Here is a 25,915-nt window from a genome sequence, read left to right on the forward strand (position 1 = left end):
TCCTTTGCCAATATCAGTGAGAAACGCGGCGCACGGCGGCGACCAGCTTTTCCGGGTCAAACGGCTTGACGATCCAGCCGGTGGCGCCGGCGGCGCGGGCGCGGGCCTTCTTTTCCTCGCTCGATTCGGTGGTCAGCACCAGAATCGGACGGTCGCGGTGGCGGTTGCCCTGACGCAGCTTTTCGATCAGGCCAAAGCCGTCCAGACGCGGCATGTTGATGTCGGTGATCACCACGTCAACCTCGTTGAGCGCCAGCCATTCGAGGGCGACTTCGCCGTCCTCGGCCTGCGCAACGTCAAAGCCCTGGCTGGTCAGCGCATGGTTCAGCAGGGCGCGCATGCTTGCGCTGTCGTCAACGGTCAGAATGCGGGTAGTCTTATCCATGGGGCAGGCTCGCTTTCGTTAAAACAGTTCGACATCGCCGCGCGACACGGCGGGGCGCATGATGGGTTTGGGTTCGGGGGCCAGCGTGTTTTCCACCGTCCGACAGCGCACCTGGCCGCGCGCCGGGCGGAAATCGACGCGGCGTGCATTCATCCCGCCCAGATCTTCGCGCACCACGGTGATGCGCTCGCTGGCCAGAAAGGTGCGGGCGAATTCGGCGTTCTTGGTGCCGATCCGGGCAAAGCCGCTGTTCAGATTGGCGCCGCCGTAAAGATGGGCGCGCATCCGCGATTTGGCCGCACCATGGGCCAGCATCTCGTTGATCAGCAGCTCCATCAGATAGACGCCGTAATGCTCGTCGAAATCGCCGCTGTGGGTGTTGGGCGGCGGTTCGGCCAGCAGGAAGTGGTTCATTCCGCCCACCTCGATGTCGGGATCGAACAGGCATGTGGCCACGCAACTGCCCAGCACGGTGGAAAATTCCACGCGCGGGCCCGCCGAGACACGCGCCTGCCCCTGAAGGATGTTGATCCGCGTGACGGGTGAGGCGGGGGAGGATTCAAAAGGCATATTCGGTTTCCCCCGATTTACGAAAAGGCATGTTGGGCAATCCGGCCCAGCGGGGCGACAACCTGTGCCGCGCCCAGAGAAATGGCGACGCGCGGCATCCCAAAGACGGTGCAACTGGCCTCGTCCTGCGCGATGGTCAGCGCGCCTGCCTGGCTCATCGCCAGCAGGCCCTTGGCCCCGTCAGCCCCCATACCGGTCAGCAGGATGCCGATGGCATCGGCCCCGATCCGCTGCGCCACGGAGGCAAAAAGCGCGTCCACGCTGGGGCGATGGCCCGAAATCAGTTCGCCCGGACGCAGTTTGGCATGAAGGCTGTTGGCGCCCGCCACCATCAGATGGCGATCATCGCCCGGCGCCAGATAGATATGGCCGCGTTTGAGCGGCATGTCCGGTTCGGCCAGTTGGACCGTGGCGGGCGAGGCCTGATTGAGCGTGCGGGCAATGGCGGGGGCAAAGCGCGCATCGACATGCTGAACGATCAGCGTGGGCGGGCAATCCTCGGGGAAATTGCGCAGCAGCACCTGCAGCGCCTCGACCCCGCCGGTGGAGGAGCCGATGGCGATGACCCGCGTGTTGGTGCGACCATGGCCGGCGCTGATCGCGCGGACCGGATCGGCCATGTGATGCACTTCGGTGGCGCGGCGGCGCACGGTCACTTGCGCGGCTTGCCGCACCATCCCGGCCAGCTTGCCGCCGTCCTGCATCGCGGCGCCCGAATAGTCGGTCTTGCAATAGCAATCGACCGCCCCCAGCGCGAGCGCGCGCGCCGTGGCATCGCTGCCCGCCGCCGTCAGGCCCGAGACGATGATGACCGGCATGGGCCGCAGCGTCATGATCTTGTCAAGGAAATCGAGGCCGTTCATGCCCGGCATCTCGATGTCCAGCGTCACGACATCGGGCTCCAGTTCCTTGATAAGCTGGCGCCCCTCGGAGGCATTGTTGGCAAGGCCCACCACCTGAATATCCGGATTGCCCGACAGGCGCGCGGCCAGCACCGCGCGCATCGTGGCCGAATCATCAATGATCAAGACGCGGATCGTCACCGACCTCTCCTGTGGTAAATCGTGGGACCGACCGGTTCGAGCAGGGCCTCGGCAGGGCCCGACACGCGCTCGGAATGGCCGATATAGAGGAACCCGCCGGGGCTGAGCGCTTCGGCCAGGCGGGCGACCAGCCGGTCCTTGGTCGGCTGGTCGAAATAGATCATCACATTGCGGCAGAAGATCACCTGAAACGGGCGGCGCATCGGCCATTCGCCCTGCAAATTCAGCCGTTTGAACTGTACCAGCGAACGCGCCTCCGGCCCGATCACCATCTCCTTGCCCTGCGTGCCGGTCCAGTTCTGGCGCAGATCGGCGGGCAGGGCGTCGCCATCGCTGACGCCATAGCGCCCTTCGCTGGCCTTTTTCAGCGCGTGGTCGGCAATGTCGCTGGCCAGAATGCGGATGTCGCGGCGAGCGATCTGCGCGCCCTCGTGGCGATCATGGCCCAGCATGGTCATGGTCAGCGAAAACACCTCCTCGCCGCTCGAACATCCCGCCGACCACATGCGCACCGCCTCGCCATGGTTCAGATCGGCCAGCAATTGCGGGCGCGCCACGCGGGCGAAATGCTCGAAATGATGCGCCTCGCGGTAAAAGAACGTGTGGTTGGTGGTCAGCGCATTGATCGTCTTGCGCAATTCCCCGGCATCGACCTCGACATGGCGGATATAGGCGGCAAAGGTGCCAAGCCCGCTGGCGCGCACCAAGGGCGCAAGGCGCGAATAGACCAGCATCGCCTTGCCCGAGGGCAGCATGATCCCCGCCTCGCGGTACACGATCGCCGCCACGGCCCGGAAGTCCCGCTCGTCATAGACGCCGGGGCTGATGCCGGGCATGGCATCGGCAAAGGTGCTGGCAAGGTCGGGCGCGGTGCTCATGCCGCTTCAAGCCCGAACCCGGCGGAAACCGCGCCCTGGACCAGCGTGTCGACATTGAGGATCAGCGCCACGCGCCCGTCGCCCAGAATGGTCGCGCCGGCCACGCCGTCGACATTGCGGTAATGCGTGTCCAGGCTCTTGATGACGAACTGGCGCTGGTCCCAGATATTGTCGACCAGCAGGGCTGCCTGCCCTGCGCTTTCGGTGTCCACCACGATCAGCACGCCCTGCGAAGGATTGTCCACCGCATCATAGGCGCCCACCGCCTCGGCCACCGAGACGACCGGAATGAAGCGCCCGCGCACGTTGAGCATCTGGCGGCTGGCGCCAAGGCCCTGCACATCCTTGGGTTCGGGGCGCAGGCTTTCCACCACATGGGTCAGCGGCACCACCAGCGTCTGGTCGCCCACCTTGACGATCATGCCATCGGAAATGGCCAGCGTCAGCGGCAGGGTGAGGATGAAGGTCGTGCCCTTGTCCTCTTCGGATTCGATGGAAATGCGCCCGCCCAGATCCTTGACGTTCTGGCGCACCACATCCATGCCCACGCCGCGGCCCGAAACATTGGTGATGGTGGCCGCGGTCGAAAAACCGGCGGCAAAGATCAATTGCTCGATCTCTTCCTTGGACATCACCGCATCGGGGGCGACGATGCCCTTTTCCACCGCCTTGGCAAAGACGCGGGCGCGGTTGATGCCCGCGCCATCGTCGGCGATCTTGATGAGGATGCGGCCCGAGCGATGCTCGGCCGAAAGCGTGAGAGTGCCCTCGGCGCTCTTGCCCTTGGCCAGACGGTCTTCCGGGCTTTCGATGCCATGGTCCACCGCATTGCGGATCAGGTGAGTCAAAGGCTCGCCCAGTCGTTCGATGACGGTTTTGTCCAGTTCGGTGGTTTCACCAAAGACCTGCAGGTTCACATGCTTGCCCGTGCTGGCCGACAATTCGCGCAGGATGCGGGGCACGCGGCTGAACACGCTGCCGATGGGCTGGGCGCGGATCGACATCGCGCTTTCCTGAATGTCGCGCGTCAGGCTTTCCAGCAGGGTCAGTTCCTCGACCGACTGGACATTCTCGTTCTGCAGACGCTGGGCCAGCATGGCCTGCGCGATCACCAGTTCGCCCACCGTGTCGATCAGCTTGTCCAGCTTGACCAGATCGATGCGGATCGACTGGCCGGGCGCGGGGGCGGCGGGCGGGGCGCTGCCTGCGGCCGCCTCGGGCGCAGGTGCGGGGGCGGCGGGGGCAGGAGCCGGGTTGGCCGCGACGGGCGCCTGAACAGGGGCGGCAACCGGCGCGGGCGCGGGGGCCACCGCCTTGGGCGCCGAAGGGGCGGGCGCGGGCAGGGTGCTGGACGGCTCGATCTGGATCGGCGGGATCGTGGCGTCCGGGCCGATGGCGATCGGGCAATCGTCGCCCACGAAATCGAAGATATCGCGCACGCTGGCCTCGGAGACATCCTGAGGGACCAGATAGGTCCAGCCCAGATAGCCCTGATGCGGATCGAAATCATCAAGAGCCGGGATCGAGGTCGTATCGCATTCGCACGCCACCGCGCCCAGTGCCGACAATTCGCGCAGCAGCAGCAGCGGTTCGCCGCCATTGCGCATCGCGCCCGCATGGGGGCGCAGGTGGACCTTCCACCCGGTCTCCGGCGCAGGGGCATCCCCGGCCGGGCCATCTGCCGACGGATCCTCGCCTGCCGGACTGCCGCCCGCCAGATCGTTGAGCAGATCGTCAAGGTCGAGGTCGCTGGTCAGGTCGTCCTCGTCAAAGGTGACGGCATGGGTGGGGGCGGTCGGTTCGGGCTCGCCGGGCGCGTCATGTTGCCCCTGGGCATTCGCCATCGCGCCTTCCATCTCGCGGATCAGCGAGGCGTCCTCGGGCGGGCTGCCGCCATCGCGCGCGGCCGTCACATGATCGGACAGCACATCGAGCGCGCGCAGCAGCAGATCGATCAGCGTGGGCGTGATCGGCACCAGATTCTCGCGCACATCCGAGAGCAGCGTCTCAAACGTATGGGTAAAGGCCTGAAGCGCCTCGAAGCCGAATGCGCCCGCGCCGCCCTTGATCGAATGGACCGCACGGAAAATCGCGTTGACGGTGTCGCTGTCCTGGGTTCCCGCCTTGCATGCGGCCAGCCCCTGTTCGGCGGCTACCAGCGATTCCTCGCATTCGAGGAAGAAAATTCCCTGAATTTCTTCCGGGCTCATACCATATTCCCTTCAAACAGCGCATTTTCCAGACCCGTCAGCCGGGCCGCATCGCGCAGGGCGGAGGAAGGATTGATCGTCGCGCCATCGCCGGTGCGCCGCGCGCTCAGCAACAGTTGCAGCATGGCCTGACCGATCTGCCTGGTTTCGCTGGCGTCGATCGACAGCGGCCCGGCGCCCAGCGCGGCCTGAAATTCGGGCAGCAATGCCTCGGCGGCGGCCCGGTCGCATCGGGCGGGCAGGACAATCTTGCGCATCATGCAAATTCCCGTCTTGGGTGTGGGGCTGGGCCCGAAGGGTTAGAATTCCGACCAGTCATCGGTGGAGACTTCGGCCTGCGGCTTGATGGCCAGATTGCCCTGGACCATGCCGCCCTGACCGGAGCCCGCCGTGCGGGACGGAGGCGGGGCGGCGGCAAGGCGGGGCGCGCTGCGGGCGCTCTGGCGGACAAAGGGAACCGCAGCTTCATGGCCCTGTTGCCGGTTTTGCTGGCCGTATGTGTCCTCAAGCGCGTCCGACTGGAACCGGCTGACGACAGTGTTCAATTCGCGCGCTTCATCGGCAAGGCTGCGCGCGGCGGCCGTGGCCTGTTCGACCATCGCCGCATTCTGCTGGGTCACGCGGTCCATCTCGCCCACGGCGGTGTTGACCATTTCCAGCCCGTCGGCCTGAATATTGGCGTTTTCGGCAATTTCGCCCACGAGGCCCGTGATCTCGCCCACGCGGTGCACGATCTTGCCCAGCAAGGTGCCGGTTTCGCGCACCAGCGTGACGCCTCCGGCCACCTGCTCGCTCGACGTGGTGATCAGCGCCTTGATTTCCTTGGCGGCATCCGCGCTGCGCTGGGCCAGCGCGCGCACTTCGTTGGCGACCACGGCAAAGCCCTTGCCCGCATCGCCCGCGCGCGCCGCCTCGACGCCCGCGTTCAGTGCAAGCAGGTTGGTCTGGAAGGCGATGCCGTCGATCACGCCGATGATCTGGTTGATCTCCTGTGCGCTGCGTTCGATGGCGGCCATGGCCTCCACCGCGCGGCTGACGACGATGCCGCCCTCGGTGGCTTCCTCATGCGCCTCGGTGATCGACTTTTGCACATCATGCGCGCTGCGGGCGCTCTCGCGCACACCCTCGGTCACCTGGTTCATCGCGGCGGCGGTTTCCTCCAGTGTGGCGGCCTGCTGCTCGTTGCGGTTCGACAGGTCGTTGGAGGCGGAGTGGATCTCGTTGGCGCCGTTCAGCACATGGCGCGCGCTGGCGGACACCGCCGCGATCGCATCGGCCAGAGCGCCCACCGCATTGTTGAAGTCCTTGCGCACCTCGTCATAGGGCGCGGGAAAGGGTTCGCGGATCTGGCAGTCGAGCTGGTTGCGCCCCATCTTTTTGAGCGCTTCGCCCAGATGGTCGAACAGAACGGCCAGTTGCTTCTGCTGCTGGTGCTGGGCTTCGCGCTCCTGCGCATGGGCGCGGAACACTTCCATCGCCCGCGCGATGCGGCCCACGCAATCGGCATTCTCCGTGTGGGGGATGGCGCTGGTCAGATCATTGGCCGCCAGACCTTCCATCCGTTCGACCGTGGCGACATAAGGCGTGGCGATCACCCGGCCGGCAAGCGCCACGGACAAAACGGCCAGCACGGCTGCGGCGGCTGATACCGCCAGAGCCGCGCCCGCTGACAGCGATCCATTGTCCTGCATCACATTGGCCGCGACACCCGCCGCGCCCATCAGCGCCACCAGCGCCGTCAAACTATGGAATTTGGTCCGGATCGGAGCCTGCTTTGCAAACCAGTCGAGCATTGTCTGTTCCCTCCGCGTCAGTTTCGGGTAATATGAGAGGCCCGAAAGACACGCTTTCCCTTGTGGTTAATCATAGGCCTTGGTTGGCAACGTCATGTTTGCGGGCTCATCTGTAGAATCGCGGGGAAATTGGGCGGCAATCTTCACGCAGCGGTAGAAAATTGGCCCTGTTCGCGCGCGAATTCGCGCCTGCGGCTGCGGGTGAAGGGGACAGGCTCGGCCCGATCCCATTCGCGGCCTCGATCATGGCCCCGGTCACGGCTCCAGCCGCGGTCATCCTCGCGATCCCATTCCCGGCTCCAGCCCTGTTGCCGGTTCTGATTCCAGCCGCGCATGTGCGGATCGTCCGTTTCAAACCGGCCCACCATTGCATTCATTGCCTGCGCCTGTTGGGCCAGACTGCGCGCGGCGGCATTGGCCTGCTCGGACATGGCCGCGTTCTGCTGGGTGATGCCGTCCATTTGGGCGATCGCCTTGTTGATTTCGCTCAGATACGCGGCCTGCAACTCGGTCGAACTGGTCATGTCGCTGACCTGCGCGTTGATGAGCCCGACCTGCTCGACGATATTGCCCAGCACGGCCCCTGTTTGGCGCACCAGCGCCACCCCGCCCAGCACCTGATCGGTCGAGGCGTGGATCAGCGCCTTGATATCCTTGGCCGCGCCCGCGCTGCGTTGGGCCAGAGCGCGCACTTCATTGGCCACGACCGCAAAGCCCTTGCCCGCGTCACCTGCGCGCGCCGCCTCAACGCCCGCGTTCAGCGCGAGAAGGTTGGTCTGAAAGGCGATGCCGTCGATCACATTGATGATCTGGTTGATTTCCTGGGATGAACGCTCGATTCCCGTCATCGCCTGCGTGGCGCGGGCCACCACATCGCCCCCGGCCACGGCGGCCTGATGGGTCTGGGCGATCGAACCTTGAACATGGGTGGCGTGGCTGGCCGATTCGCGGATCGTGTGGGTGACCTGATCCATGGTTGCGGCCATTTCCTCCAGCGTGCCGGCGTGGGTTTCATTGCGGCGGGCCAGATCGTCGGAGGCGCCGCGAATTTCCGAGGCGCCTTTCTCGACCCGGGCGGCCGTGGCCATCACGCCGCCGATGGCCTCGCCCAACTCCTGCATCGCGCCATTGAAGTCCTGACGCAGCGACTCGTATTCCTCGCCCAGCGGAGTGTGGATCCGGTAATGCAATTGCCCCCCGGCCAGACGCTGCAAACCCTGCGAGAGCGAATCGACCACGCGCTGCTGGCGGGCGGCGGCTTCCCGCGCGGCGAGGGCCGCGGCGCGGAACACTTCGATGGCGGCGGTCATCGCCCCTATCTCATCCTCGCGGTGGCGGGTGCTGCGCCCGGCCTCCAGATCGCCTGCGGCCATCCGGCTCATCACCTGTGCGGTTTGCGCCAGAGGTTCGAGCACATGGCGGCGCTGCCAGCGCAAAGCCCCCAGAATCAGCCACAGCACGACCACGCCCAGCAGCCCAAGCCCCGCCATGATCGCCCACATCGTCGTCGCGCTGGAGGCGGCAATGTCCTTCTGCCGCAGCAGCGCGGCCTGCGTCAGCGCCTCGATCTGGCCGCGATGGGTGGTGTAAATGGCGCTCAATCGGTCATAGGCGGCCTGCGCGCCGGGGGCATCGCCGCGCGACAGGGCGGGCAGAAAGTCTTCATCGAGGACGGCCCAAAACTGTTCCCCGCTGCGCTGGGCCTGACCGGCCAGTTGCTGTTTCAGATCGGCATCGAGGTCCGAGGCCGCCCAATCGCTGCTCTTTTGCCGAAAGGTCCTTTCCAGATCGCCCAGACGGCTGCGCTTGTCGGCCAGAAGCGCGGGATTGTTGTGCAGCAGGCTGGCTTCGAGAAAGCCTTCGATCACATATTCGGGCGGGGGCAGGATGTCGGCGACGAAATCGCTGACCTGTTGATTGCGGCGATGCAGCGCCCCGCCCAGCCTTATATCGTTAAAGCCCCACCCGGCCAGCAACCCCGCCGTCAGCAGGACAAACAGGATGGTCATGGCGCCGATGCGGGTCTTCCTGGCAATGGATCGGTGTTTCATGCGCGCTGCTGCCTTATCTTTCTTAATGCCCAAAACCGGCGCGCCGGGGCCAATTTCGCCCGGTTTGCGCGGTTCCGCCATGAGTTGCTACAGGCGCAGCGCTGAATTGTGATTAGGTGGGGATTAGGCCTAACCACTTAGTTAGGGGCGGATATTTGCTTTGTGAATCACGGTTAAACATGTCCGCACAGGCCAATACGGCCGGTTTATCAACGTAAGACGGGAAAGCTGCGACAATGAACGATGCACGTGTGCTGGTTGTGGACGATTCTGCCGCCATGCGAGCGCTGTTTTCCGATGTGTTGGAGCAGCAGCGCAATGTGACCGTGATCGGCACCGCCGCCAATGCCGACGAGGCCCGCGACCAGATCGCCCAGCTCAAGCCCAATGTGGTGACGCTGGATGTGGAAATGCCGGGCATGAGCGGCATCGAATTTCTCGAAGAGATCATGGCCACCAACCCGCTGCCGGTGGTCATGCTCTCCTCGCTGACACAGAGCGGGACCGAAACCTCGCTCAAGGCCTATGCGCTGGGCGCGGTGGAATGTTTCCCCAAGCCGCTCAAGGCCACGCCCGAGCAATTTGCCAAGACCGTTGGCAAGCTGGGCAAGATCGTGCTGGCGGCGGCCAATTCCAATGTGAAGGCGCAAAAAACGGGCCACCGCGAGGCGCGCCACAGCGAAGTGCAGTTCACTTGGAACGGTCACTATTTGGCCATGGCCACATCCATGGGCGGCATTGATGCGTTAACGCAGATGCTGGTCGATTTCCCCGCCGAATGCCCGCCCACGGTGATCGTGCTGCAGAGCGAACCGGCGCTGGTCGATACGTTCATCTGCCGCATGGCGGGCGAATTGAAGTGTAAGATCGGCATGGCCAAGGACGGTGCGACGCTGACGCCGGGCATGATCCATATTGCCGCCGACCCGGAAAAGCATGTCGTGTTCGAGCCCGGTTCGCCGCCGCGCCTGCGCATGGTCCAGCGCGATCCGGTCGATGGCGCGCGCCCTTCGGCCACGCTGCTGTTCGGCACGATGGCGCGCGCGGGCGTGCCGGCGGTCGGCGCGATTCTGACCGGCATGGGCGGCGATGGGGCCAAGGGGCTGCGCCTGCTGCGCGATGCCGGTTCGCGCACCTTTGTCGAGGACCCCGCCACCGCCAAGGTTGGCGAAACTCCCGCTGCGGCCGTGGCCGCCAATGCCGCTGAAAAAGTCCTTTCGCTCGACGAGCTGGGCGTGGCCCTGATGGCGTCCTGTAATCAGGGCTGAGGCAAAAAGAGGCCGCCCCCCGCCGCATTGGAACGGCGGCAGGGCGGCGGCAGAAAAGCGGCCAGGTCGGGCATCCCGGCGGCAGGGCCGATAAACAGCATGGCCACATTTTTGGGGCGTGGCATTTGGGTGAATGGATCGGGCCAATCTGTTCCGGGCGGCTGTCCTTGGGATGCCGCCTCGGCGTGCCGATCCTGCAAGCTGTTTATCGGAAGGGACATTCGGGCTTGTTCGGGGGTATTGCTCTTGGATTGGGCAATTTATTCCCTTTCTGCCGCCTTGGTGAAAGCGCAGATCCCGCCATTCCGGACAGGTTTTGCCCCCATTGCTCCCGAAATGAAAAACGGCGCCCGTATCGAGCGCCGTTTGTTTTTGCCAAAAGCATCAACCTGATAGGTTAGCTGATCCCCCCGAATCAGCTGACCAGAGCCGCCTCGATCGCGATGCGGATCGCCTCTGACGTGTGGTTGGCGCCCATCTTGGTCAGCATATTGGCGCGGTGAATTTCCACCGTGCGCGGCGAGATCGAGAGCTTTTCCCCGATCATCCGGTTCGACAGGCCGCCCGCCACACCCGCCAGCACTTCGCGCTCGCGCTTGGTCAGGCGGTCCACCCGGCTGCGGGCCAGCGCCTCGCGCAGCTTGGCGCTGCCAAAGACTTCGGCCTTGGCCTCGGCCTGTTCGACCACGCCGATGATTTCCTCACGCGTGAAAGGCCAGGAAACATAGTCGATCGCGCCCTCGAGGACGGCCCCCACAACCTGCCTCGTGCTGGGCTCCTGGGCAAAGCCGATGACGGGCAGCCATTGGCCCAACCGGCCCATTTGGGCCAGCAGCATGCCGATGGAGCGGCCATCATCATGCACCAGCAGCAGCCCGTTTTTGGGCCAGCGTGCGATAAGTTCGGATGGATCCTCAAAAGGTTCGACATGCACCGTGCTGCCCGCCAGACAGTGAGAAATGGCGGCACGACGGCGGACATCGCCATCGACGAGAAAAAGGCTGGTCCCGTTGTTCAATGTAACCTCACCCCCAGAAGTGATCTTGGTTAATGCCTAGCAAAACTTGCCTAGGCATTGGACGTTAACTGGCTCCGTTACGGCGTAGCGTTCGATCCGAAACCGTTTCATTCAAGGGATGATAAGTATTTGAACGTAAGAGCTAATCCGAGGTTTTCAGGACTTGCGGTTCCTGATCCCAAATTTTCTGACGAGCGGCTGTATTCTAACGATTTTTCTGTTTATCTCGCGTTTCAGTTTATGAAAAAATGATGCGAAATTTTTCTTCATCGGCTCGTATTTTTATACAACTCATGCCGATCCGGCCGGTCATTCCCATCAATTCGCGGCCCGACTCATGCTTTCGGAGATGTCGATAAAGTCCTGACGCACCTGCGCAATAGTATCGGCGTCGAAATCCAGCACACTGTCCAGCACCGCGCGGCGCGTGGCGGTATAGAAGTGGATCAGCGCCGCGGCGATGCCATCCTCGCCCGCAACGCCCATATGCAGCGCGTTGAGCGCCGAAATCGCGCGGGTCAGCATCTGGCTCTTCATCTGGTTGTCGCCGCGCTGCACCGCGATCAGCGCGCCGCCCAGCGAGGAGATCAGCTGTTCATAGCAAAGGCGCACCAGTTCGCCCGGCGTGGCTCCGGAAACTCGGGCGTCAAAATCCACCCGGCGATAGGCTTCGCCAGGATTGCGGCGGGCTAGCATGTCGAGCGATCCTTCTTAATTGCCGGTCTTGTTCCACGCCGCGATCTGGTTCTTCAGATAGGTCAGCGTGGAATTGGAGGCGGCCACCGCGCTGTTGGCGGCGGCATATTGTGTGATCAGCCTTGCGCGCAGGGCTGCCTGCTGATCGCTCAGCTTGCTCTTCTGCGTGGTCAGCGTGGTTTGCTGCGCGGTATAGCGCGTGATCGATCCGGCCAGCGACCCGGTGTCGGTGCTGGTCGTCAGCGCCGAGGTCACTTTATAGACCGTGCTGTAGATGCCGTTGACGCCCTTGGTGAACATCGCCGCCACCGCAGCCGGATTGTCCGACAGCGCCTTGGCCAGCTTGGTCGTGTCCAGCGCGAAAGAGCCGTCCTTCTTGGTCGAAACGCCCAGATCGGCCAGTGTCTTGGGCTCGCCGTCGGCGGCATTCTTCATGATCGTCGTGCCCGCCAGTTGCGAAAAGGCGCGCGAGACGGCCTTGGCGCCCTGATCGTTATACAGATTGCCGGTCGCGGCCGACATATCGGTGTTCAGCTCGGTCATGATCGCGTTGAGCGCGCTGACCAGATTGCTCATGGTCGAGGTGATGCCGCTGGACGGATCGGAATAGGTGATCGTGGTGGGATTGCCGTTGTTGGTGCCGGTCAGCTTGAGCGAAAGGCCGGGGGCAGCGTTGTCGATCGTGTTGGTCGTGCTGGTGCGGCTGATCCCGTCCAGCTTGTAGGCGGCATCGCCTGCGGACTGCTGGCGCGTGATGGTGGCCGATGCCGCGCCCGGATCATAGGCCAGAGTGCTCAGGCTGCTGGCCCCGGTGCTGGTGCCGGTCGAGGTGTCATTGGCGGTGATGGTAAAGCCGTTGGCGGCCCCTTCCGATCCCTTGAACACCAGTTGCGATCCATTGGCATTGGTGGCCACATAGGCGGTCACGCCGATCCGCGCGCTGTTCACGGCGCTGGCCACCTGGGCCAGCGTGGCGCCATCGGCGATGGTGATGGTGGCGGGGGCATGGCTGGCGTCGGCGGTAAAGGTGCTGCCGCTGCTCGCGCCGAAATTGAAGGTCAGCGTGCCCGGCTTCATCGTCGCGGCACTGGCGGAGAAGCTGGTGGTGGCCAGCACCTGCGGCTGGGCCAGCGCGGTGACTTCGAGCGCATAGGTGCCGGTGATGCCGCTGCTGCCGCTGGGCAGCGTGGCGCTGGCCACCGAGGCGTTGGTGACGGTGGGCGCGGGCAACAGATTGCCGCTGTCGACCAGCGAGGAAAAAGACGAGGAGAGCGTAAGGAGATCGCTCTTCAACTGCGACGCCTGAGAAATCTGGAGCGCCACGTTCGACAGGCGGGTGTTCACCGCGTCGGTCTGGGTGGCATATTGCGCGGTGGCGATGTTGGTCGCCATGGCGGTCATGTCCACCCCGGTCCCCACGCCCAGCGAGGTGAGCAACTGGGAGCCGACCGAGCTGGCCGATGAGCTACTGGCCGTGGTCGTCGTGGTGGTCGACGCCGTGCTGGTGCTGGTTGTGGCGCTGGTGGTGGTCATGGTTGAAAGAACGTCCGTTGGGAGCCTGACTTAAGGGGCTGCGAAGGGATCATAATCATTGGCCGGATCGGGACGCCCATCGCCGTCGAAACGCAGATCGACGGGCACATCGATGGTGGGCGCGGGACGGTTTTCGCCGCGTTTCAGCGCATAAACGAAGGACAAAACGGCCGCGACCGCTATATAGAGTTCCTCGCGGATCATCTGCTGTTCGCGGGTGGTGTAATAGATCGCGCGGGCAAGTCCGGGAAATTCCAGACAGGGCAGCGCGCATTCGGCCGCCAGTTCGCGGATCGCCAGCGCCTTTTCGCCCCGTCCCTTGGCCAGCACATAGGGCGCGGCGGCCACTTCGGGATCATAGGTCAGCGCGATCGCGAAATGGGTGGGGTTGGTGACCACGAATTGCGCCTTGGCCATGGCGGTGGCGATGGCGCCCATGGCGATCTGGCGCTGGCGGCGCTTTTGCGCGCCCTTGGCCTCTGGGCTGCCTTCCTGCTGCTTGTTCTCTTCCTTGATTTCCTCAAGGCTCATGCGCAAGCGCCGCATCCGGCGGATCCATTGCACCGGAAAATCGAACAGAGCGATGAGGATCAGCCCGCCCGCCAATTGAAACAACAGGCTGGTCAGCGCGTCCCACGCAAAATTCAATTGCCCGGCCAGCCCCACCGCGCCCAGTTCAAGCATCGGTTCAATCCGCGATCCGGCCCAGAACCACGCAATCGCGCCCAGCAGGCCCAGCTTGAGCAGGCCCTTGCCCACCTCGATCCAGCCATTGACGCCGAACATGCGCTTGAAACCCGACATGGGGTTCAACCGGCTGAATTTGGGCGCGACATTGCTCATCATGAAACGTCCGCCCGGCGAGGGGCCAAGCTGTGTTATCACCGCCATCACCGCCATCAACAAGCCCAGCACCAACACCGGCGGCGCGGTCAGCCACAGCGCCGTGGCGGCCATGCGCGCGGGGTTGAAATCCTCGAGGATGGCGCGGTCCCAGGTAAAGCCGGTCCGCATCACCTGGGTCAGCGCGTCGAGCATCCACGGCCCGGCGGTGCGCAAAAAGGCGGCGGCCAGCAGCATCGTGACCGCCACGCCCAGATCGCGCGAGCGTAGGACATCGCCGCCTTCCGCAGCCTCTTTCAGCCGCTTGGCGGTTGGGGCATGGGTCTTTTCGCCGGGACCTTCCTCCGCCACGGCCTCAGGCTCCGATCATGCGCGCGGTCGCGCGTATCGCATCGGCGGACAATTCGATCATCCGGTCTGTCAGCATCGGGCTGGTGGCCAGCATGGCGGCAAACCCGGCCGCAATCGCCGCAGGCAGGCCCAGCGAGAAAAGATTGAGCGCCGGGGCCGAGCGTGACAAGACCCCCGCCACCACCAGCACCAGCAGCAACAGCAGCGTCACCGGCAGCGCCATGGCGACGGCGGTGGCAAACAGCACCGATCCGAAAGAGAGGATCGCCTGTATCCGGTCCGGCCCGATCCATGTGTGGCCCGGCGCAAAGACCTCATAGCTTTTGACCACCAGCGCGATCCATTGCAGATGGCACCCAAGGCCAAAGAACACCAGCGTCAGCACCACGGTGAAATATTGGCCCAGCGCGGGCGAATGCGCGCCATTCTGCGGGTCCACCGTCGAGGCCATCGACAGGCCCATGCCAGAACCGATCAGTTCGGCGGCAATCGCCGGGGCGGCAAAGGCGAATTGCAGGACAAAGCCCATCACCGTGCCCACCAGCACCTCGCCCGCCACCGCCAGCAGGCCCGAGAGCGAGAAGAGATGGGCGGGCATCGCCGTATCGGTCCAGGCCGCTACCAGCACGGCAATCGCGCCTGCGGTAATCACGCGGACCTGCACCGGAATGTTCATCATGCCGAAAAAGGGCGCGGCCACCAGCGCGGCTCCGATCCGCGTCATCAGGAACATCCAGCGGAAGAATTCATCCTGAAGCGGGCCAAAGCCGAAATCGAGGCCGATCATCGCGCGCCGCCCCTATTGACCGGGCATCGCGCCCAGATGGGCGATGGCGGCAAAGATCTCGCGGGCAAAATCCTCGATCAGCCCCAGCATTCCCGCGCCAAACAGCACCAGCACCAGCCCGGTGGCCACCACCTTGGGGATAAAGGTTAAGGTCTGTTCGTTGACGGAAGTGGCCGCCTGAAAGATCGAGACGACAAGGCCGACGGCAAGGCTGGTAAGCAGCACCGGCGCGCCGCACAGCGCCACCACATACAGCATCCGGTCGGCCAGAGCGAGGAGGGGGGATGTCTCGTCCATCAGTTGAAGGACGCCGCAAGGCTGCCCATCAGCAGCGCCCAGCCGTCGACCAGTACGAAAAGCAAGAGCTTGAAGGGCAAGGAGATCATCGCCGGGCTGAGCATCATCATGCCAAGGCTCATCAGCACCGCCGAGACCACAAGGTCGATCACCAGAAAGGGCAGATAGAGCATGAAGCCGATCTGAAACGCGGTTTTCAGCTCAGACGTGACATAGGCCGGCAGCAGGATTGAAAAGGGCACATCCTCGGGTCGGTTGAATTTGGGCGCCTTGGCCATATCGGCAAACATTTGCAGGTCGGCGCGGCGCGTCTGGCGGATCATGAAGGCGTGAAATTCCACCCCCGATGCCGCAATCGCCTGCTGGGCGTTGATCTGTCCCGCCGAATAGGGGGTGATCGCGTTGGCGTTCACCTTGTCGAGCGTGGGCGTCATGATGAAGAGGGAGAGGAACAGCGCCAGCCCGATCAACACCTGATTGGGCGGCGATTGCTGCAACCCCATCGCTTGCCGGAGGATCGAAAACACCACCAGCACGCGGGTAAAGCTGGTCATCATCAGGATCAGCGTGGGCAGGACCGAGAGCAGGCCCATGATGAGCAGCATCTGCATCGAGAGCGTCATGCCGCCCCCCGGCCCGCCGTTCATGGACGAGAACGCGCGGTCCAGCGCGCCCGGAATGGCCGACCCCGGCGGGGCGGCCTGCGCCATGGCCGCGCCCGCGTGCAACAGCATGGGGATCGCCCAAAGGGCGCGGATCATCCGTCTCACTTGTCGATCCTCCGCAAGGTCTGGGCGAAATCGGCCCCGTCGCGGAAATTTTCCTCAAACGCCTCGCCGTCGATCACTTCGACTTCGGACAGGCGCGTCATGCCATGGCGCGTGCTGGCCACCAGAATTTCGCGCCCGTGAAAGGCGATCACCGCCAGCTTCTGGGTCGGGCTGAGCATCACGGTTTCCACGATGCGGATGCGGCGGCCCTGCCCGGCGGCCATAAAGCGCGACTGGAATTTCTGCGAGAGTTTCAGGCTGCCCCAGATCATGCCGCCGATCAGCGGCAGGAGGATCAACAGCTTGGCGATATACCACAGCATTATTCGGCGTCCGAGGCCCTGCCGCGACCGCGCGCGGTGGGGGCGGGCATTTCGGGGCTGTCCTCGGCCCCGGCCATTTCCACGATGCGCAGGCCAAAGCGGTTGCCCTGCGCCACGATCTCGCCCTTGGCGATCACCTTGCCGTTGACCATCACGTCGAGCAGTTCATCGGTCAGCCGGTCGAGCAGCACCACGCTTTCCTCGCCCAGCGCCAGAACGTCTTTCAGCTTCATGTCGGTCCGGCCCAATTCGACCGAGAGGCGCACATCGACATCCTTGAGGAAGTCAAAGCCGCGCGCGCCAAAGCCCTGCGAAGTTTCGAAATTCATGGGTTATTCCTCTCATCGGTAAAGGCTTTGTCGATTTTTACGGCCACGCGGTCGTCCATCGTGCCCACGGTGCCATGGGCGATGGTGTTTTCGCCCACGCGCAGGGGAATCTGGCGCGAGACCGAAACCGGCAGGATGACGCCGGGCGCCAGCGTGGCAATCGCGGGGAAGGGCACGCGCATGTCCACCAGCACTGCGCTGAGCGTAACCGGCACATCGCCAAAGGGCGCGGCCGTCGGATCGCCACGATAATAGGGCGCGGCGCGGCGCGCGGGCTTTTCGGCATAGCCAAAGATCCGCCCGAGCGTGGCAAAGGGCATCGCCACCGTCATCAGCCAGGGCAGAACCCCGCCATCGTCCACCTCCAGCGACAGCATGGCCAGCGGCAGATTGTCGTCGAAAGGCGACAGGTCGATCAGGCTGCCGCTGCGGCGCATGGCGGCGATCTCGGGCATTTCGACATCGCCGCCGCGCCCGGCCGTGGCCGCCACGGCCGCCATCAGGTGTTCGGCCAGCAGCACTTCAAGCCGGGCGATCATCAGATCGGCGGCGGGCGGAAATTGCTTGGGCAGGGGGGCCGGGGCCTCGCCCTTGCCGCCAAAGGCGCGATCAACGATGCGCAGCACAGGTTCGGCCTCGATCGACACCAGCATCGGCGTCTGCGGCCCGCCCACCGCCAGCAGGCTGTTGGCGGCCAGAGCGGCAATCGAGGAATTCAGGCTGGCCAGCTTGGTTTCGCGCGGGCTGGTGCAGCTGACAAACGGAGCCTCGCCGCCCATCAGCGGGGCAAAGGCGCCCGACAGGCGGCGGGCAAAACGCTGGCCCATCTTTTCCAGCAGATGCAGCAGGTCTTCGGGCGCGGGGCCGCGCTTGAGCAGCTCGGGGCAATGCTCGGCCAGGGGGCGCTCGGCGATGAACTCGCGCTGCGGTTTCATGATGCGGGTCTCCGGTCGCTCTGGCGCATTATTGGACGAGGAAGCTCTTGAAATAGACGGCATCGACGCCGCCAAAGCCCTCTTCCTCTGTCAGGACATGGTTAATTGAGCCGGTAAGCCGCTTTTGCAGTTTTTCCTTACCTTCCATGGTCGAAACGTCCTCCTCGGGCGTGTCGGCCAGCACTTTGAGCATTTCCGAACGGATCGCCAATTCGTGCTTTTTCAGCCACATAAGAACGCGACCATCGCGATGCGTCGAACAGGCGATCGAGATCTGGACCAGCGACGAAGAATTTTTGAGATTGGAGGTGAAATCATCCGAAAACGTATAATACGAGGTCTTGTAGGGGCTGCCGCCTTCGCCTTCGACTTCCTTGACCGCGCCTTCGCCTTCCTTGCCGCCCTCGGCGGGTTTGGGGGCATAGGGGTCCTCCTGGCCCTTGCGGATCAGCTTGGGCGAGTTGTCCTCCTTGCGCGGCGCTTCCTTGACGCCGCCGATAATGCCCATCTTGACCAGGGCAAAGGCGCCGCCCCCGCCCACCGCCAGCATCAGCACCGCCGTGATCGCGATCAGCAGAATCGGGCTTTTGCCCTTGGCGGGTTTATCGCCGGTCTCGGTCTTGTCTTTGCTCATGATGTCGGTCTCTGAATTGTTTCAAACAGGGTATCAGGCCAGAATGCCCGAGCGGCTTGAGGGTGCGCGGCTTTGGGGCGCGCTGCCCGCCGTGTCGCCGGGGGTGTGACCCTGCTGTGCGGCCGTGGTTGTATTGGCAAAGGGCGCCTGCTGGCGCGTGGCGGGCTGCTGGTGCTGGCCGCCGGACTGACCATTGAACTGGCCGGTGAATTGCCCGCCCGGCTGGCTGCCGGAGTGGCTGTTCTGGCCCTGGTTCTGACCCGAATTCTGGCCGGAGTTCTGATCCGTATCGGCGCTGCTCCGGCTGGCTGCGGCCGGTTGCAACAGGCTTTGCGAGCCGTTGAGCGCGGCCTGTGCGGCGGGTGCAAAGCCGGGATCATTGCTGGCCATCGCCACCGAGAGATTGTCGCCGTCCTGCCGGATCTGCAAGGCGACCCGGCCAAATTCGACGTGCTGGATCGATGTCTGCACCCATTGCGCCGGGGCGCCCGAACGCATCGCTGCCCGCGTCTCGACCAGCCGGTCGACCAGCGCGCTCATATCGCGGGATACGCCGGTGTCGGGCGCCGGGGAGGGCGCGGCAATGCGGGTGGTCTCGCCGCTCGGTTGCGTGGCGGTCAGCGCGCTGTTCGTCGTGTCGGTGATGGTGTCGGCGGCTGGCGATGCGCCGCCCTGCATGGCGGCCGCTGCGGTTGGGGGCAGCGGTGTCCCGGCCTGTCGCGCCGCCACGGGATCCTCGGTAGATGCCGACAGGTCGGCGTCAGCGGGTTTCGCCAGCCTGGCGGTGGTCTTTGCCGATGCAAGAGGGGCCGGGGTAAGAGATGCGATCGGCGCGCGGGCTTGCGTGACCGCCTCGCCCGTCTGAGGCAGACCTGCAGGCCAGACGGCGCCGGTCGCCAAGGCCGGTGCACTCGGATCAATCATTGCCGCCGCCGGATCGGCGGGTGCCGCAGGGCGCTGAAGCGGGGCGGCTGTCATGGTCGCTGCCACGGGCGTTCTGGCGGCGAGGGCGGCGGGGGCAATTGCCGAAACGCCCGAAATGGCGGATTGGCCGGCGGCCTCATCCATCCTGGGCGCGGCATTGCCGGCGGTGGGCGCAGGCTGCGCGGGCGGATTGATGGACAGCATGACAGCAGGCGCGGCATTGCCCGGAACAGGGGCATCGGGTGTGATCGCCGGGGGCATCGGTGCGTCGGGTGTCATGGTCTGCGCCATGGCTGCGGGCGTATCCTGATCGCCGGTATCGTCGCGGGTCTCGGCAACCGCCTTTTCCGCCTGCGCGGTGGCCGGGGCGGCATCCTGCTCGTCCGGTTCGGCGGCGGGTTTGCGCGGGCGCGGCGCGGCGGCCTTGGCAAGCATCGGTTTGATCGTATCCGGCGCGGTGGCGGGGGCCGCATCCGCCGAGGGATCGGCTGTATCCGGCTCGCTGTCCGGGGGAGCAAGGGGCACCGGCAAGATCTTGCCGCCCACCGGCAAATTGCCGTTTGAAATCACGATGGGGGCATTCGCGGCGGCGGCCCCGGTTTCCGGCGCCACGATATCGGCCCCGTTCATGGCCGCGCCATTGTTGCGCAGGGCCGTCATGGTCGCCACCACCGGCGCGGGCGCGGCTTTGCTCGCCGGATCGGAGGCTGCCGGGGGTGGCGGAGCCGCCGACAAAGCCAATGCCGTCGGGGCCGCTGTCAAAGCCGAGGGTGGCGGAGCCGCTGACAAAGCCAAGGTCGGCGTGGAAAACAGGCCTGCGCCCGCGTTCTGCTCCATGCCGGGGGCCGTGGCCGGGCCTGTCTGCGCGGCCAGCGTCGCCTGAAAGCCATGGGGGTTGCCATCCTCCGCCTGCGCCGCCACGCCCGCCGCCCCGGTGCCGAACAGGGCATTGAGGGGGCTGGAACCGATGTTGAAACTGGTGGCTTCGGGCATGGATGCTGGCTCCGGTTGAGGGTTCACCACTGAATTAAGCAAACTGCGTGCCAATTCCCGAAATGCCGATCACCCCCGGGAATCGCGGCGTTTTGCGCCCTGCATCGCTCCGGCCAATGCGGCATAGGACTGCCGGGCGGCCATTTGCCGGGCTTGGGCGGTGGCGCGGTCCTCGACGGCGGCGCGGCGGCGCTCGGCGATGGCCAATTCCTGCTGGCGCTTGTCGGCAATGGCCTGCGCGCGGTTGGCGTCGGCCTGCGTTGCGGCGCGGATGCCCTGCAATCCGGCGGCAAAACGGTTCATCTCGCGCAGGGCCGCGCCATCGGTGATATCGGTGCGCGCGGCATAATCGGCGGCCAGTTGCCCGGTCCGCTCGGCCAACTGCATCAATTGGGTATAGGTGCCCTCGGCGCGGGCGGCCTCGGTGGCCACGGTCTGCTTGGCGATGGCGCGCACGCGCTCGAGCCTTTGCAAACGCTTCAGCTTGTCGCGCTCAGCCTTCATCGTCAGCCTTCATGACCCAATAGCGCCCCCAATTGCGCCACGGCCTGATCCAGCGTGACCACCGAGCCGCCCTCCTGCGTCAGGAATTGCACCAGAGCGGGATGCATGGCGATGGCGCGGTCCAGTTGCGGATCGGCCCCGGCGCGATAGGCGCCCATCAGCACCAGATCGCGGTTGGCCTCATAGGCGGCCACCAAGGCGCGGAAGGCGCGGGCAAGGCGCTGGTGTTCCTTGCTGGTGATGTCGGTCATCACGCGCGAGAGCGAGGCGGCGATGTCGATGGCCGGATATTGCCCGCGCTGGGCCAAGTCGCGCGACAGCACGATATGCCCGTCGAGGATCGAGCGGGCGGTATCGACCACCGGATCATCCTGCGAATCGCCATCGGCCAGCACGGTATAGAGGCCGGTAATCGAGCCTCCGCTCTGCGCCGAATTACCCGCGCGTTCGACCAGCTTGGTGATCGTGGCCAGCGCCGAGGGCGGATAGCCCCGCGCCGCTCCGGGCTCTCCCAGCAGCAGGCCGATCTCACGCCCGGCATGGGCCACGCGGGTCAGCGAATCCATGATGAGCAGGACGCGGCGTCCCTGCGCGCGGAAATATTCGGCCATGGATGTGGCCAGCATCGCGCCGCGAATACGCAGGTTGGGCGCATGGTCGGCGGGCACGGCGATGACGGCGGTGGTGGCGCGTTTGCTGCCCGCCATATGGCGCTCGACAAAATCGGAGACTTCGCGCGCGCGTTCGCCGATCAGGCCGACGATGACGATTTCCGCGCTGGCGCCATGGGCGATCATGTCGAGCAGCACCGATTTGCCCACGCCCGACCCGGCCATAATGCCGATACGCTGGCCCACGCCAAAGGTGGTGATGGCGTTGAGCGCGCGGATGCCGGTGTCGAAACTCTGGCGCACCGGGCTGCGGTCCAGCGCGCCCGCGCGCACGCCGCCTGCGGGCCACAGGGCGCGGGGGTGCAAAGGCCCAAGGCCGTCAATCGGCTTGCCCTCGCCATCGACCGCGCGGCCCAAAAACACCTCGCCCACCGGCAGCATCCCCGGCTTGCCCACCGGGCGAACCCGCGCGCCGGGACGCAGCAGCACCGTATCGCCCAGCAGCATCATCAGCGTGCGGCCATTGCGAAAACCGATCACCTCGGCGGGCAGCGATTGCCCGTTGCCATGGCTGATCCGGCACAGCGCTCCCACCGGCACCGACAGGCCCGAAACCTCCAGCAAGCCGCCATCGCAGGCCGCCACCACGCCATAGCGCTGCGCCGTCAGATCAATCGGTTGCGGATCGCCCAGCAAATCGTCGAAAATGCGCAGCATCAGTCCAGCCCGCCCACATCAAGCGCCTCGATAATCGCGCGGCGCCATTGTTCGGGACCGTCCTCGGCCCCGCCGGTTTCCACCCCGCCGCTGCGGCTTTCCATGCGGATCGCGCCGCGCGCCAGGGTGGGGTCGGCCTGCACCTGCCAGTCATTGGGCAGGTAGGCGCGGATGGCAGCCAGATCTTCGGGATGCAGCCGGATCAGGCGGTCATCATCGGCGCGGTTGAACATCGCGACGGCGCGCTCGACCCGGCGCAGCAGCGCGTCCTTGTCCAGCGCCAGCGGCGCAAGACAGCTTTCGCACAGCGCGATCACCGTTTCCATCAGGCGCTGGCGGAATTGTTCGGCCAATTCGCCGTCCAGCCGCCGGACCACCGTTTCCATGCGTCCGCGCGTTTCATCCGCCTTGGCGGCGGCCAGTTCGGCGGCCTCCTGCGCATCGGCCCAGCCCTGCGCATAGGCATCGGCGCGGGCCTCCTCGATGGGATCGGGCGCGACGGGGAATTCGGGCACGATGACTGGGGGCGGCACAGTCTCCGGGGCAGGATCGGCGGCAAAGCGCATCCGCATGACCGAGAGCGGACGGGGCAGATCCTCCTCGATCCCGCGTAGCCCGGCAAAGCGCGCATCGGGGGTGAACCCACCGCCGCCGCTGCCCAGCATGGCGCCCAGGTCAGACATAATCGTCCTCGCCGCCGCCGAAGGAGATCACGCCCTCGGCCGCCAGACGGCGCGCGGCGGTGACGATCTGCTTTTGCGCCTCGACGCAATCGGCCATTTTCAACCGGCCGCGGCTGGCGATCTCGTCCTTGACGCCATCGGCGGCGCGGCTGGACATCGCGGCGAAGAACACATCGCGCTGATCCTCGGCAATGCCCTTGAGCGCGTTGATGAGAACGTCGCTTTCCACCTCGCGCAGCAGGGCGCCCATGGACTTGGGGTCGAGTTCGAAGAGATGTTCGAATTTGAACATCTCGTTCTCGATCGCGCGGGCCAGCGCCTTGTCCATCTTGGTGATCTCGGGGATGACCCGCTTTTCCACCGTCTTGGCCGAGTTGTTGATGATTTCGGCGGCGTTTTTTGCGCCCCCCATCGACAGCGTGCCGCGCCCGTGAAACTCGATGATCCGGCGGCTGAGCAATTCCTCCAGCATCAGCAGCGCCTCGGGGCTGACCGGCCCCATCGTGGCCACGCGGTGAACCACCTGCGTCTGTTGTTCGGGGGGCAGCGAATGGAGCACCTTGGCCGCGACATCGGGTTCAAGCTGGACCAGCAGCACGGCAATCGCCTGCGGATGCTCGCCCCGTACCAGCGGCACGATGGCGGCCGGATTGAGCCATTTGGTGATGTCGAGCGGGCTGGCGGGCGGGGCCTCGGGGGCGATGCGCTCCATCAGATTGTCGGCCTTGATCGTGCCCACCGCGCGGCGCATCAAGCCATGCACGCGGTCGGTGCGGCCCCATGCGTGGATGCCCAGCTTTTCGGTGCGCGCGGCAAAACCATCGACCGCGCGGCAGATCGCCTCAGGCCCGATTTCGCCCAGCGCGCACATCTTCTGTCCCAGCAACTGCAACTCGGCCGGGCTCAATTGCCCTAGCATCCGGCTGGCCTGATCCTCATCCAGCAGCATCACCAGCACGGCGGCGGCCTCGGCATCCGAGAGCGAGGGCACGGCGAGCGCCTGGGCGCCTGCGGTTTCGAGGGAATTCATCTCGCTCATGGGTTGGGCGCCTCTTCCTGGGTGGGCTGCTGCAGCATCTGGCGCAGGGCGATGACCGCCGTGTCGGGCTTGGTATCGACGATCTGCTGGGCCAGGCCGACCTGCCGCTCGATCATATCGGCGTCGATAGGTTGCGGTTCGGGATCGCGGCTGCGCGGCGAAATGGCGGCAAGGCCGGGGGGATCGGCGGCATTGACGGTTTCAGCCGCTTCTGCGCTTTCCTCTTCGGCGGCGGCCTGCGCCTTGGCCTTATCGGCCTTGGAGAGCTTTTTGGGCGCGGCCGGCTTGTCGCCCCGCACCGCCTTGATCAGCGGGCGCACGCCCAGCAGCAGCACCATCAGCGTGCCCAGCAGCATCGCCCCGTAATGCAGCGCGCGGGCAAACCACGGTGCTTCATAGAAAGGCACCGGGGCCGCCGTCACAGGCTCGAAACTGCGCACCACCACGGCCACCTGATCGCCGCGCGCCGGGTCGGCGCCCACGGCGGCCGAGACCAGCGACTTGATCTGGTCTATGTCGCTCTGTTTGGCCTTGGCCATCGCCTTGGACGAGAGCGCGACCGCCACTGACAGACGCCGGATCCGGCCCGGCCCGCGATTGGTCACGGCCACCTCGCGGCCCAGCTCGTAATTCTTGCTGGCGCTGGTTTCGCTGGCGGTGGGGGCGGGGCTGGCGGCGGCGGAGGGCGTGCCTTGCGGCGCGCCGGGCGAAGGCTGGGTGGTGGGCGGCGGCGTATTCGACAGCGTGCCGGGGATGCCGGAAGGCTGGGGCGTGGCGGCCTGCTGGCTTTGCTGGCTGGTTTCGCTGCGCACCACGCCCTGTTTGTCATAGGATTCGCGCGCGCTGGTCACCTGTTCCATGTCCAGATCGATCTGGATCTCGCTGGTGAAATTGTCATCGCCCAGCATCGGAGTCAGCAGCGCGGCCACCTGACCGTGCAGCTTTTCCTCCATCCGGGCCTGCATTTCCAGCCGGTCGCTGTCCGCCCCACCGCGATCGGTCAGCAGGCGGCCGCGTTGATCGATCACCCGCACCGCATCGGGCGAGAGGCCGGGCACCGAGCCCGCCACCAGATTGACGACCGCCTGAACCTGATTGTCCGAAAGCTGACGCCCATCGGCAAGGCGCAGCATGACCGAGGCCGAAGGGGCGATCTGATCGCGCACAAAGACCGATTTCTCGCCCTCGGCAATATGGACGCGCACCGACTGGACGCCGTCGATCTCTTTGAGCGAGAGCATCAGTTCATGTTCGCGCGCGGCGCGCAGGCGTTCGCCTTCCAGCGCGCGGCTTGCCCCCATCGGCAATTTGTCGAGGCTGTCATTGGCCGTATCGGGCATCGAGAGCGTCCCGCTCTGCGCCACGACCATCCGCGCCTTGTAGAGATTGCTCTCGTCCACCGTCAGCGTGCCGGTGGCATTGTCGATCGAATAGGTGATCTTGGCCTTGTCGAGCTGTTCGGCGACATTGGCGCGCTCGCCATCGTCGAGATGCGAATAAAGCACGCGCTGGGGCGGCTGGGCCAACATGCCCCATGCCAAAGCGCCCGCGCCCAGCAGGGACACTCCCGCGAACCACGGCAGCGCCTTTTTGACCGGGCCTTGCCCCAGAAACGCGCGGGCGCGGGCCATCGGCGGCCCGGCATCGGGCGCGGTCAGCGGGGTGAGGATCGAGCCCGGCGACGCGGCGGGCAGGCCGCCCATTTCGGCGGCCGGAACGAGGTCGGCCAT

General features: G+C 65.4%; 27 protein-coding genes. 2 read left to right on the plus strand and 25 right to left on the minus strand.

The genetic code is table 11. The features are described 5' to 3' along the window. Positions 1-13 precede the first annotated feature (13 nt). The 8 genes from BGP00_RS21620 to BGP00_RS21655 form a co-directional block, all read right to left on the minus strand. Positions 14-385 carry a response regulator gene (locus BGP00_RS21620; protein WP_168604272.1) on the minus strand — a complete coding sequence of 124 codons (372 nt, stop codon included), beginning with the start codon at positions 383-385 and terminating at the stop codon, positions 14-16. Positions 386-403: 18 nt separating this feature from the next. Next, positions 404-955, minus strand: a complete 552-nt coding sequence (locus BGP00_RS21625) for a chemotaxis protein CheD (RefSeq protein ID WP_168604273.1) — start codon at positions 953-955, stop codon at positions 404-406. 17 nt (positions 956-972) lie between these two features. Further along, positions 973-1,998 (minus strand): chemotaxis response regulator protein-glutamate methylesterase, encoded by a 1,026-nt coding sequence (locus BGP00_RS21630; RefSeq protein ID WP_292688933.1) that lies wholly within the window; start codon positions 1,996-1,998, stop codon positions 973-975. Then, positions 1,995-2,876 (minus strand): protein-glutamate O-methyltransferase CheR, encoded by an 882-nt coding sequence (locus BGP00_RS21635; protein WP_292688935.1) that lies wholly within the window; start codon positions 2,874-2,876, stop codon positions 1,995-1,997. Before BGP00_RS21635 ends, BGP00_RS21630 begins: the two co-directional genes overlap by 4 nt. Continuing rightward, complete coding sequence (locus tag BGP00_RS21640; protein WP_292688937.1) at positions 2,873-5,086, minus strand: chemotaxis protein CheA; 2,214 nt, start codon at positions 5,084-5,086, stop codon at positions 2,873-2,875. Before BGP00_RS21640 ends, BGP00_RS21635 begins: the two co-directional genes overlap by 4 nt. After that, positions 5,083-5,346 carry an STAS domain-containing protein gene (locus BGP00_RS21645; RefSeq protein ID WP_273617324.1) on the minus strand — a complete coding sequence of 88 codons (264 nt, stop codon included), beginning with the start codon at positions 5,344-5,346 and terminating at the stop codon, positions 5,083-5,085. The genes BGP00_RS21640 and BGP00_RS21645 overlap by 4 nt, the downstream gene beginning before the upstream one ends. A gap of 39 nt (positions 5,347-5,385) precedes the next feature. Beyond that, positions 5,386-6,879, minus strand: a complete 1,494-nt coding sequence (locus tag BGP00_RS21650; protein ID WP_292688940.1) for a methyl-accepting chemotaxis protein — start codon at positions 6,877-6,879, stop codon at positions 5,386-5,388. Positions 6,880-7,022: 143 nt separating this feature from the next. Beyond that, positions 7,023-8,930, minus strand: coding sequence for a HAMP domain-containing methyl-accepting chemotaxis protein (locus BGP00_RS21655; RefSeq protein WP_292688942.1), 1,908 nt, complete (start codon positions 8,928-8,930; stop codon positions 7,023-7,025). Between the two features lie 236 nt (positions 8,931-9,166). Here BGP00_RS21655 and BGP00_RS21660 point away from each other — a divergent pair, with 236 nt between their 5' ends. Together BGP00_RS21660 and BGP00_RS21665 are read left to right on the plus strand one after the other, a co-directional pair. Further along, positions 9,167-10,198, plus strand: coding sequence for a chemotaxis protein CheB (locus BGP00_RS21660; RefSeq protein ID WP_168604278.1), 1,032 nt, complete (start codon positions 9,167-9,169; stop codon positions 10,196-10,198). 246 nt (positions 10,199-10,444) lie between these two features. After that, on the plus strand, positions 10,445-10,591 hold the full coding sequence (locus tag BGP00_RS21665; protein WP_292688945.1) for a hypothetical protein: 147 nt from the start codon (positions 10,445-10,447) through the stop codon (positions 10,589-10,591). A 22-nt stretch (positions 10,592-10,613) separates the two neighbouring features. Here the strand turns inward: BGP00_RS21665 and BGP00_RS21670 are convergent, their stop codons facing one another. The 17 genes from BGP00_RS21670 to fliF all read right to left on the minus strand — a co-directional run bounded on the left by BGP00_RS21670 (position 10,614) and on the right by fliF (position 25,915). Next, positions 10,614-11,216 carry a LuxR C-terminal-related transcriptional regulator gene (locus BGP00_RS21670; RefSeq protein WP_168604279.1) on the minus strand — a complete coding sequence of 201 codons (603 nt, stop codon included), beginning with the start codon at positions 11,214-11,216 and terminating at the stop codon, positions 10,614-10,616. Positions 11,217-11,534: 318 nt separating this feature from the next. Further along, on the minus strand, positions 11,535-11,912 hold the full coding sequence (locus BGP00_RS21675) for a flagellar protein FliS (RefSeq protein ID WP_292688948.1): 378 nt from the start codon (positions 11,910-11,912) through the stop codon (positions 11,535-11,537). Positions 11,913-11,927: 15 nt separating this feature from the next. Next, entirely contained in the window at positions 11,928-13,445 is a 1,518-nt protein-coding gene (fliD, locus tag BGP00_RS21680) for a flagellar filament capping protein FliD (protein ID WP_292688950.1), read from the minus strand. 30 nt (positions 13,446-13,475) lie between these two features. Next, a complete protein-coding gene (locus BGP00_RS21685; RefSeq protein WP_292688952.1) occupies positions 13,476-14,639 on the minus strand; it encodes an EscU/YscU/HrcU family type III secretion system export apparatus switch protein in 1,164 nt (387 codons plus the stop codon). Positions 14,640-14,643: 4 nt separating this feature from the next. Continuing rightward, on the minus strand, positions 14,644-15,426 hold the full coding sequence (gene fliR, locus BGP00_RS21690; protein ID WP_292688954.1) for a flagellar biosynthetic protein FliR: 783 nt from the start codon (positions 15,424-15,426) through the stop codon (positions 14,644-14,646). Positions 15,427-15,438: 12 nt separating this feature from the next. After that, the gene (locus BGP00_RS21695) at positions 15,439-15,723 is read right to left on the minus strand and encodes a flagellar biosynthetic protein FliQ (RefSeq protein ID WP_168604284.1); all 285 of its coding nucleotides are present in this window, start codon (positions 15,721-15,723) and stop codon (positions 15,439-15,441) included. Continuing rightward, the gene (fliP, locus tag BGP00_RS21700) at positions 15,723-16,484 is read right to left on the minus strand and encodes a flagellar type III secretion system pore protein FliP (protein ID WP_292688956.1); all 762 of its coding nucleotides are present in this window, start codon (positions 16,482-16,484) and stop codon (positions 15,723-15,725) included. Before fliP ends, BGP00_RS21695 begins: the two co-directional genes overlap by 1 nt. Before the next feature lie 5 nt (positions 16,485-16,489). Further along, entirely contained in the window at positions 16,490-16,816 is a 327-nt protein-coding gene (locus BGP00_RS21705; RefSeq protein WP_168604285.1) for a flagellar biosynthetic protein FliO, read from the minus strand. Beyond that, complete coding sequence (gene fliN, locus BGP00_RS21710) at positions 16,816-17,145, minus strand: flagellar motor switch protein FliN (protein ID WP_292688958.1); 330 nt, start codon at positions 17,143-17,145, stop codon at positions 16,816-16,818. The genes BGP00_RS21705 and fliN overlap by 1 nt, the downstream gene beginning before the upstream one ends. Then, the gene (locus tag BGP00_RS21715) at positions 17,142-18,080 is read right to left on the minus strand and encodes a FliM/FliN family flagellar motor switch protein (protein WP_292688960.1); all 939 of its coding nucleotides are present in this window, start codon (positions 18,078-18,080) and stop codon (positions 17,142-17,144) included. The genes fliN and BGP00_RS21715 overlap by 4 nt, the downstream gene beginning before the upstream one ends. Positions 18,081-18,108: 28 nt before the next feature. Beyond that, positions 18,109-18,714 carry a flagellar basal body-associated protein FliL gene (locus tag BGP00_RS21720; protein ID WP_292688962.1) on the minus strand — a complete coding sequence of 202 codons (606 nt, stop codon included), beginning with the start codon at positions 18,712-18,714 and terminating at the stop codon, positions 18,109-18,111. Between the two features lie 33 nt (positions 18,715-18,747). Continuing rightward, positions 18,748-20,631 carry a hypothetical protein gene (locus BGP00_RS21725; protein WP_292688964.1) on the minus strand — a complete coding sequence of 628 codons (1,884 nt, stop codon included), beginning with the start codon at positions 20,629-20,631 and terminating at the stop codon, positions 18,748-18,750. Between the two features lie 69 nt (positions 20,632-20,700). Continuing rightward, positions 20,701-21,135, minus strand: a complete 435-nt coding sequence (locus BGP00_RS21730) for a hypothetical protein (protein WP_292688966.1) — start codon at positions 21,133-21,135, stop codon at positions 20,701-20,703. A 2-nt stretch (positions 21,136-21,137) separates the two neighbouring features. Further along, positions 21,138-22,463 (minus strand): FliI/YscN family ATPase, encoded by a 1,326-nt coding sequence (locus BGP00_RS21735; protein ID WP_292688968.1) that lies wholly within the window; start codon positions 22,461-22,463, stop codon positions 21,138-21,140. Beyond that, the gene (locus tag BGP00_RS21740; RefSeq protein WP_292688970.1) at positions 22,463-23,146 is read right to left on the minus strand and encodes a FliH/SctL family protein; all 684 of its coding nucleotides are present in this window, start codon (positions 23,144-23,146) and stop codon (positions 22,463-22,465) included. The genes BGP00_RS21735 and BGP00_RS21740 overlap by 1 nt, the downstream gene beginning before the upstream one ends. Further along, positions 23,139-24,185 (minus strand): flagellar motor switch protein FliG, encoded by a 1,047-nt coding sequence (fliG, locus tag BGP00_RS21745; RefSeq protein ID WP_246870201.1) that lies wholly within the window; start codon positions 24,183-24,185, stop codon positions 23,139-23,141. The genes BGP00_RS21740 and fliG overlap by 8 nt, the downstream gene beginning before the upstream one ends. Continuing rightward, entirely contained in the window at positions 24,182-25,915 is a 1,734-nt protein-coding gene (fliF, locus tag BGP00_RS21750) for a flagellar basal-body MS-ring/collar protein FliF (protein WP_292688972.1), read from the minus strand. Before fliF ends, fliG begins: the two co-directional genes overlap by 4 nt.

The organism is Novosphingobium sp. 63-713 (genome assembly GCF_001898925.1).
GTDB lineage: Bacteria > Pseudomonadota > Alphaproteobacteria > Sphingomonadales > Sphingomonadaceae > Novosphingobium.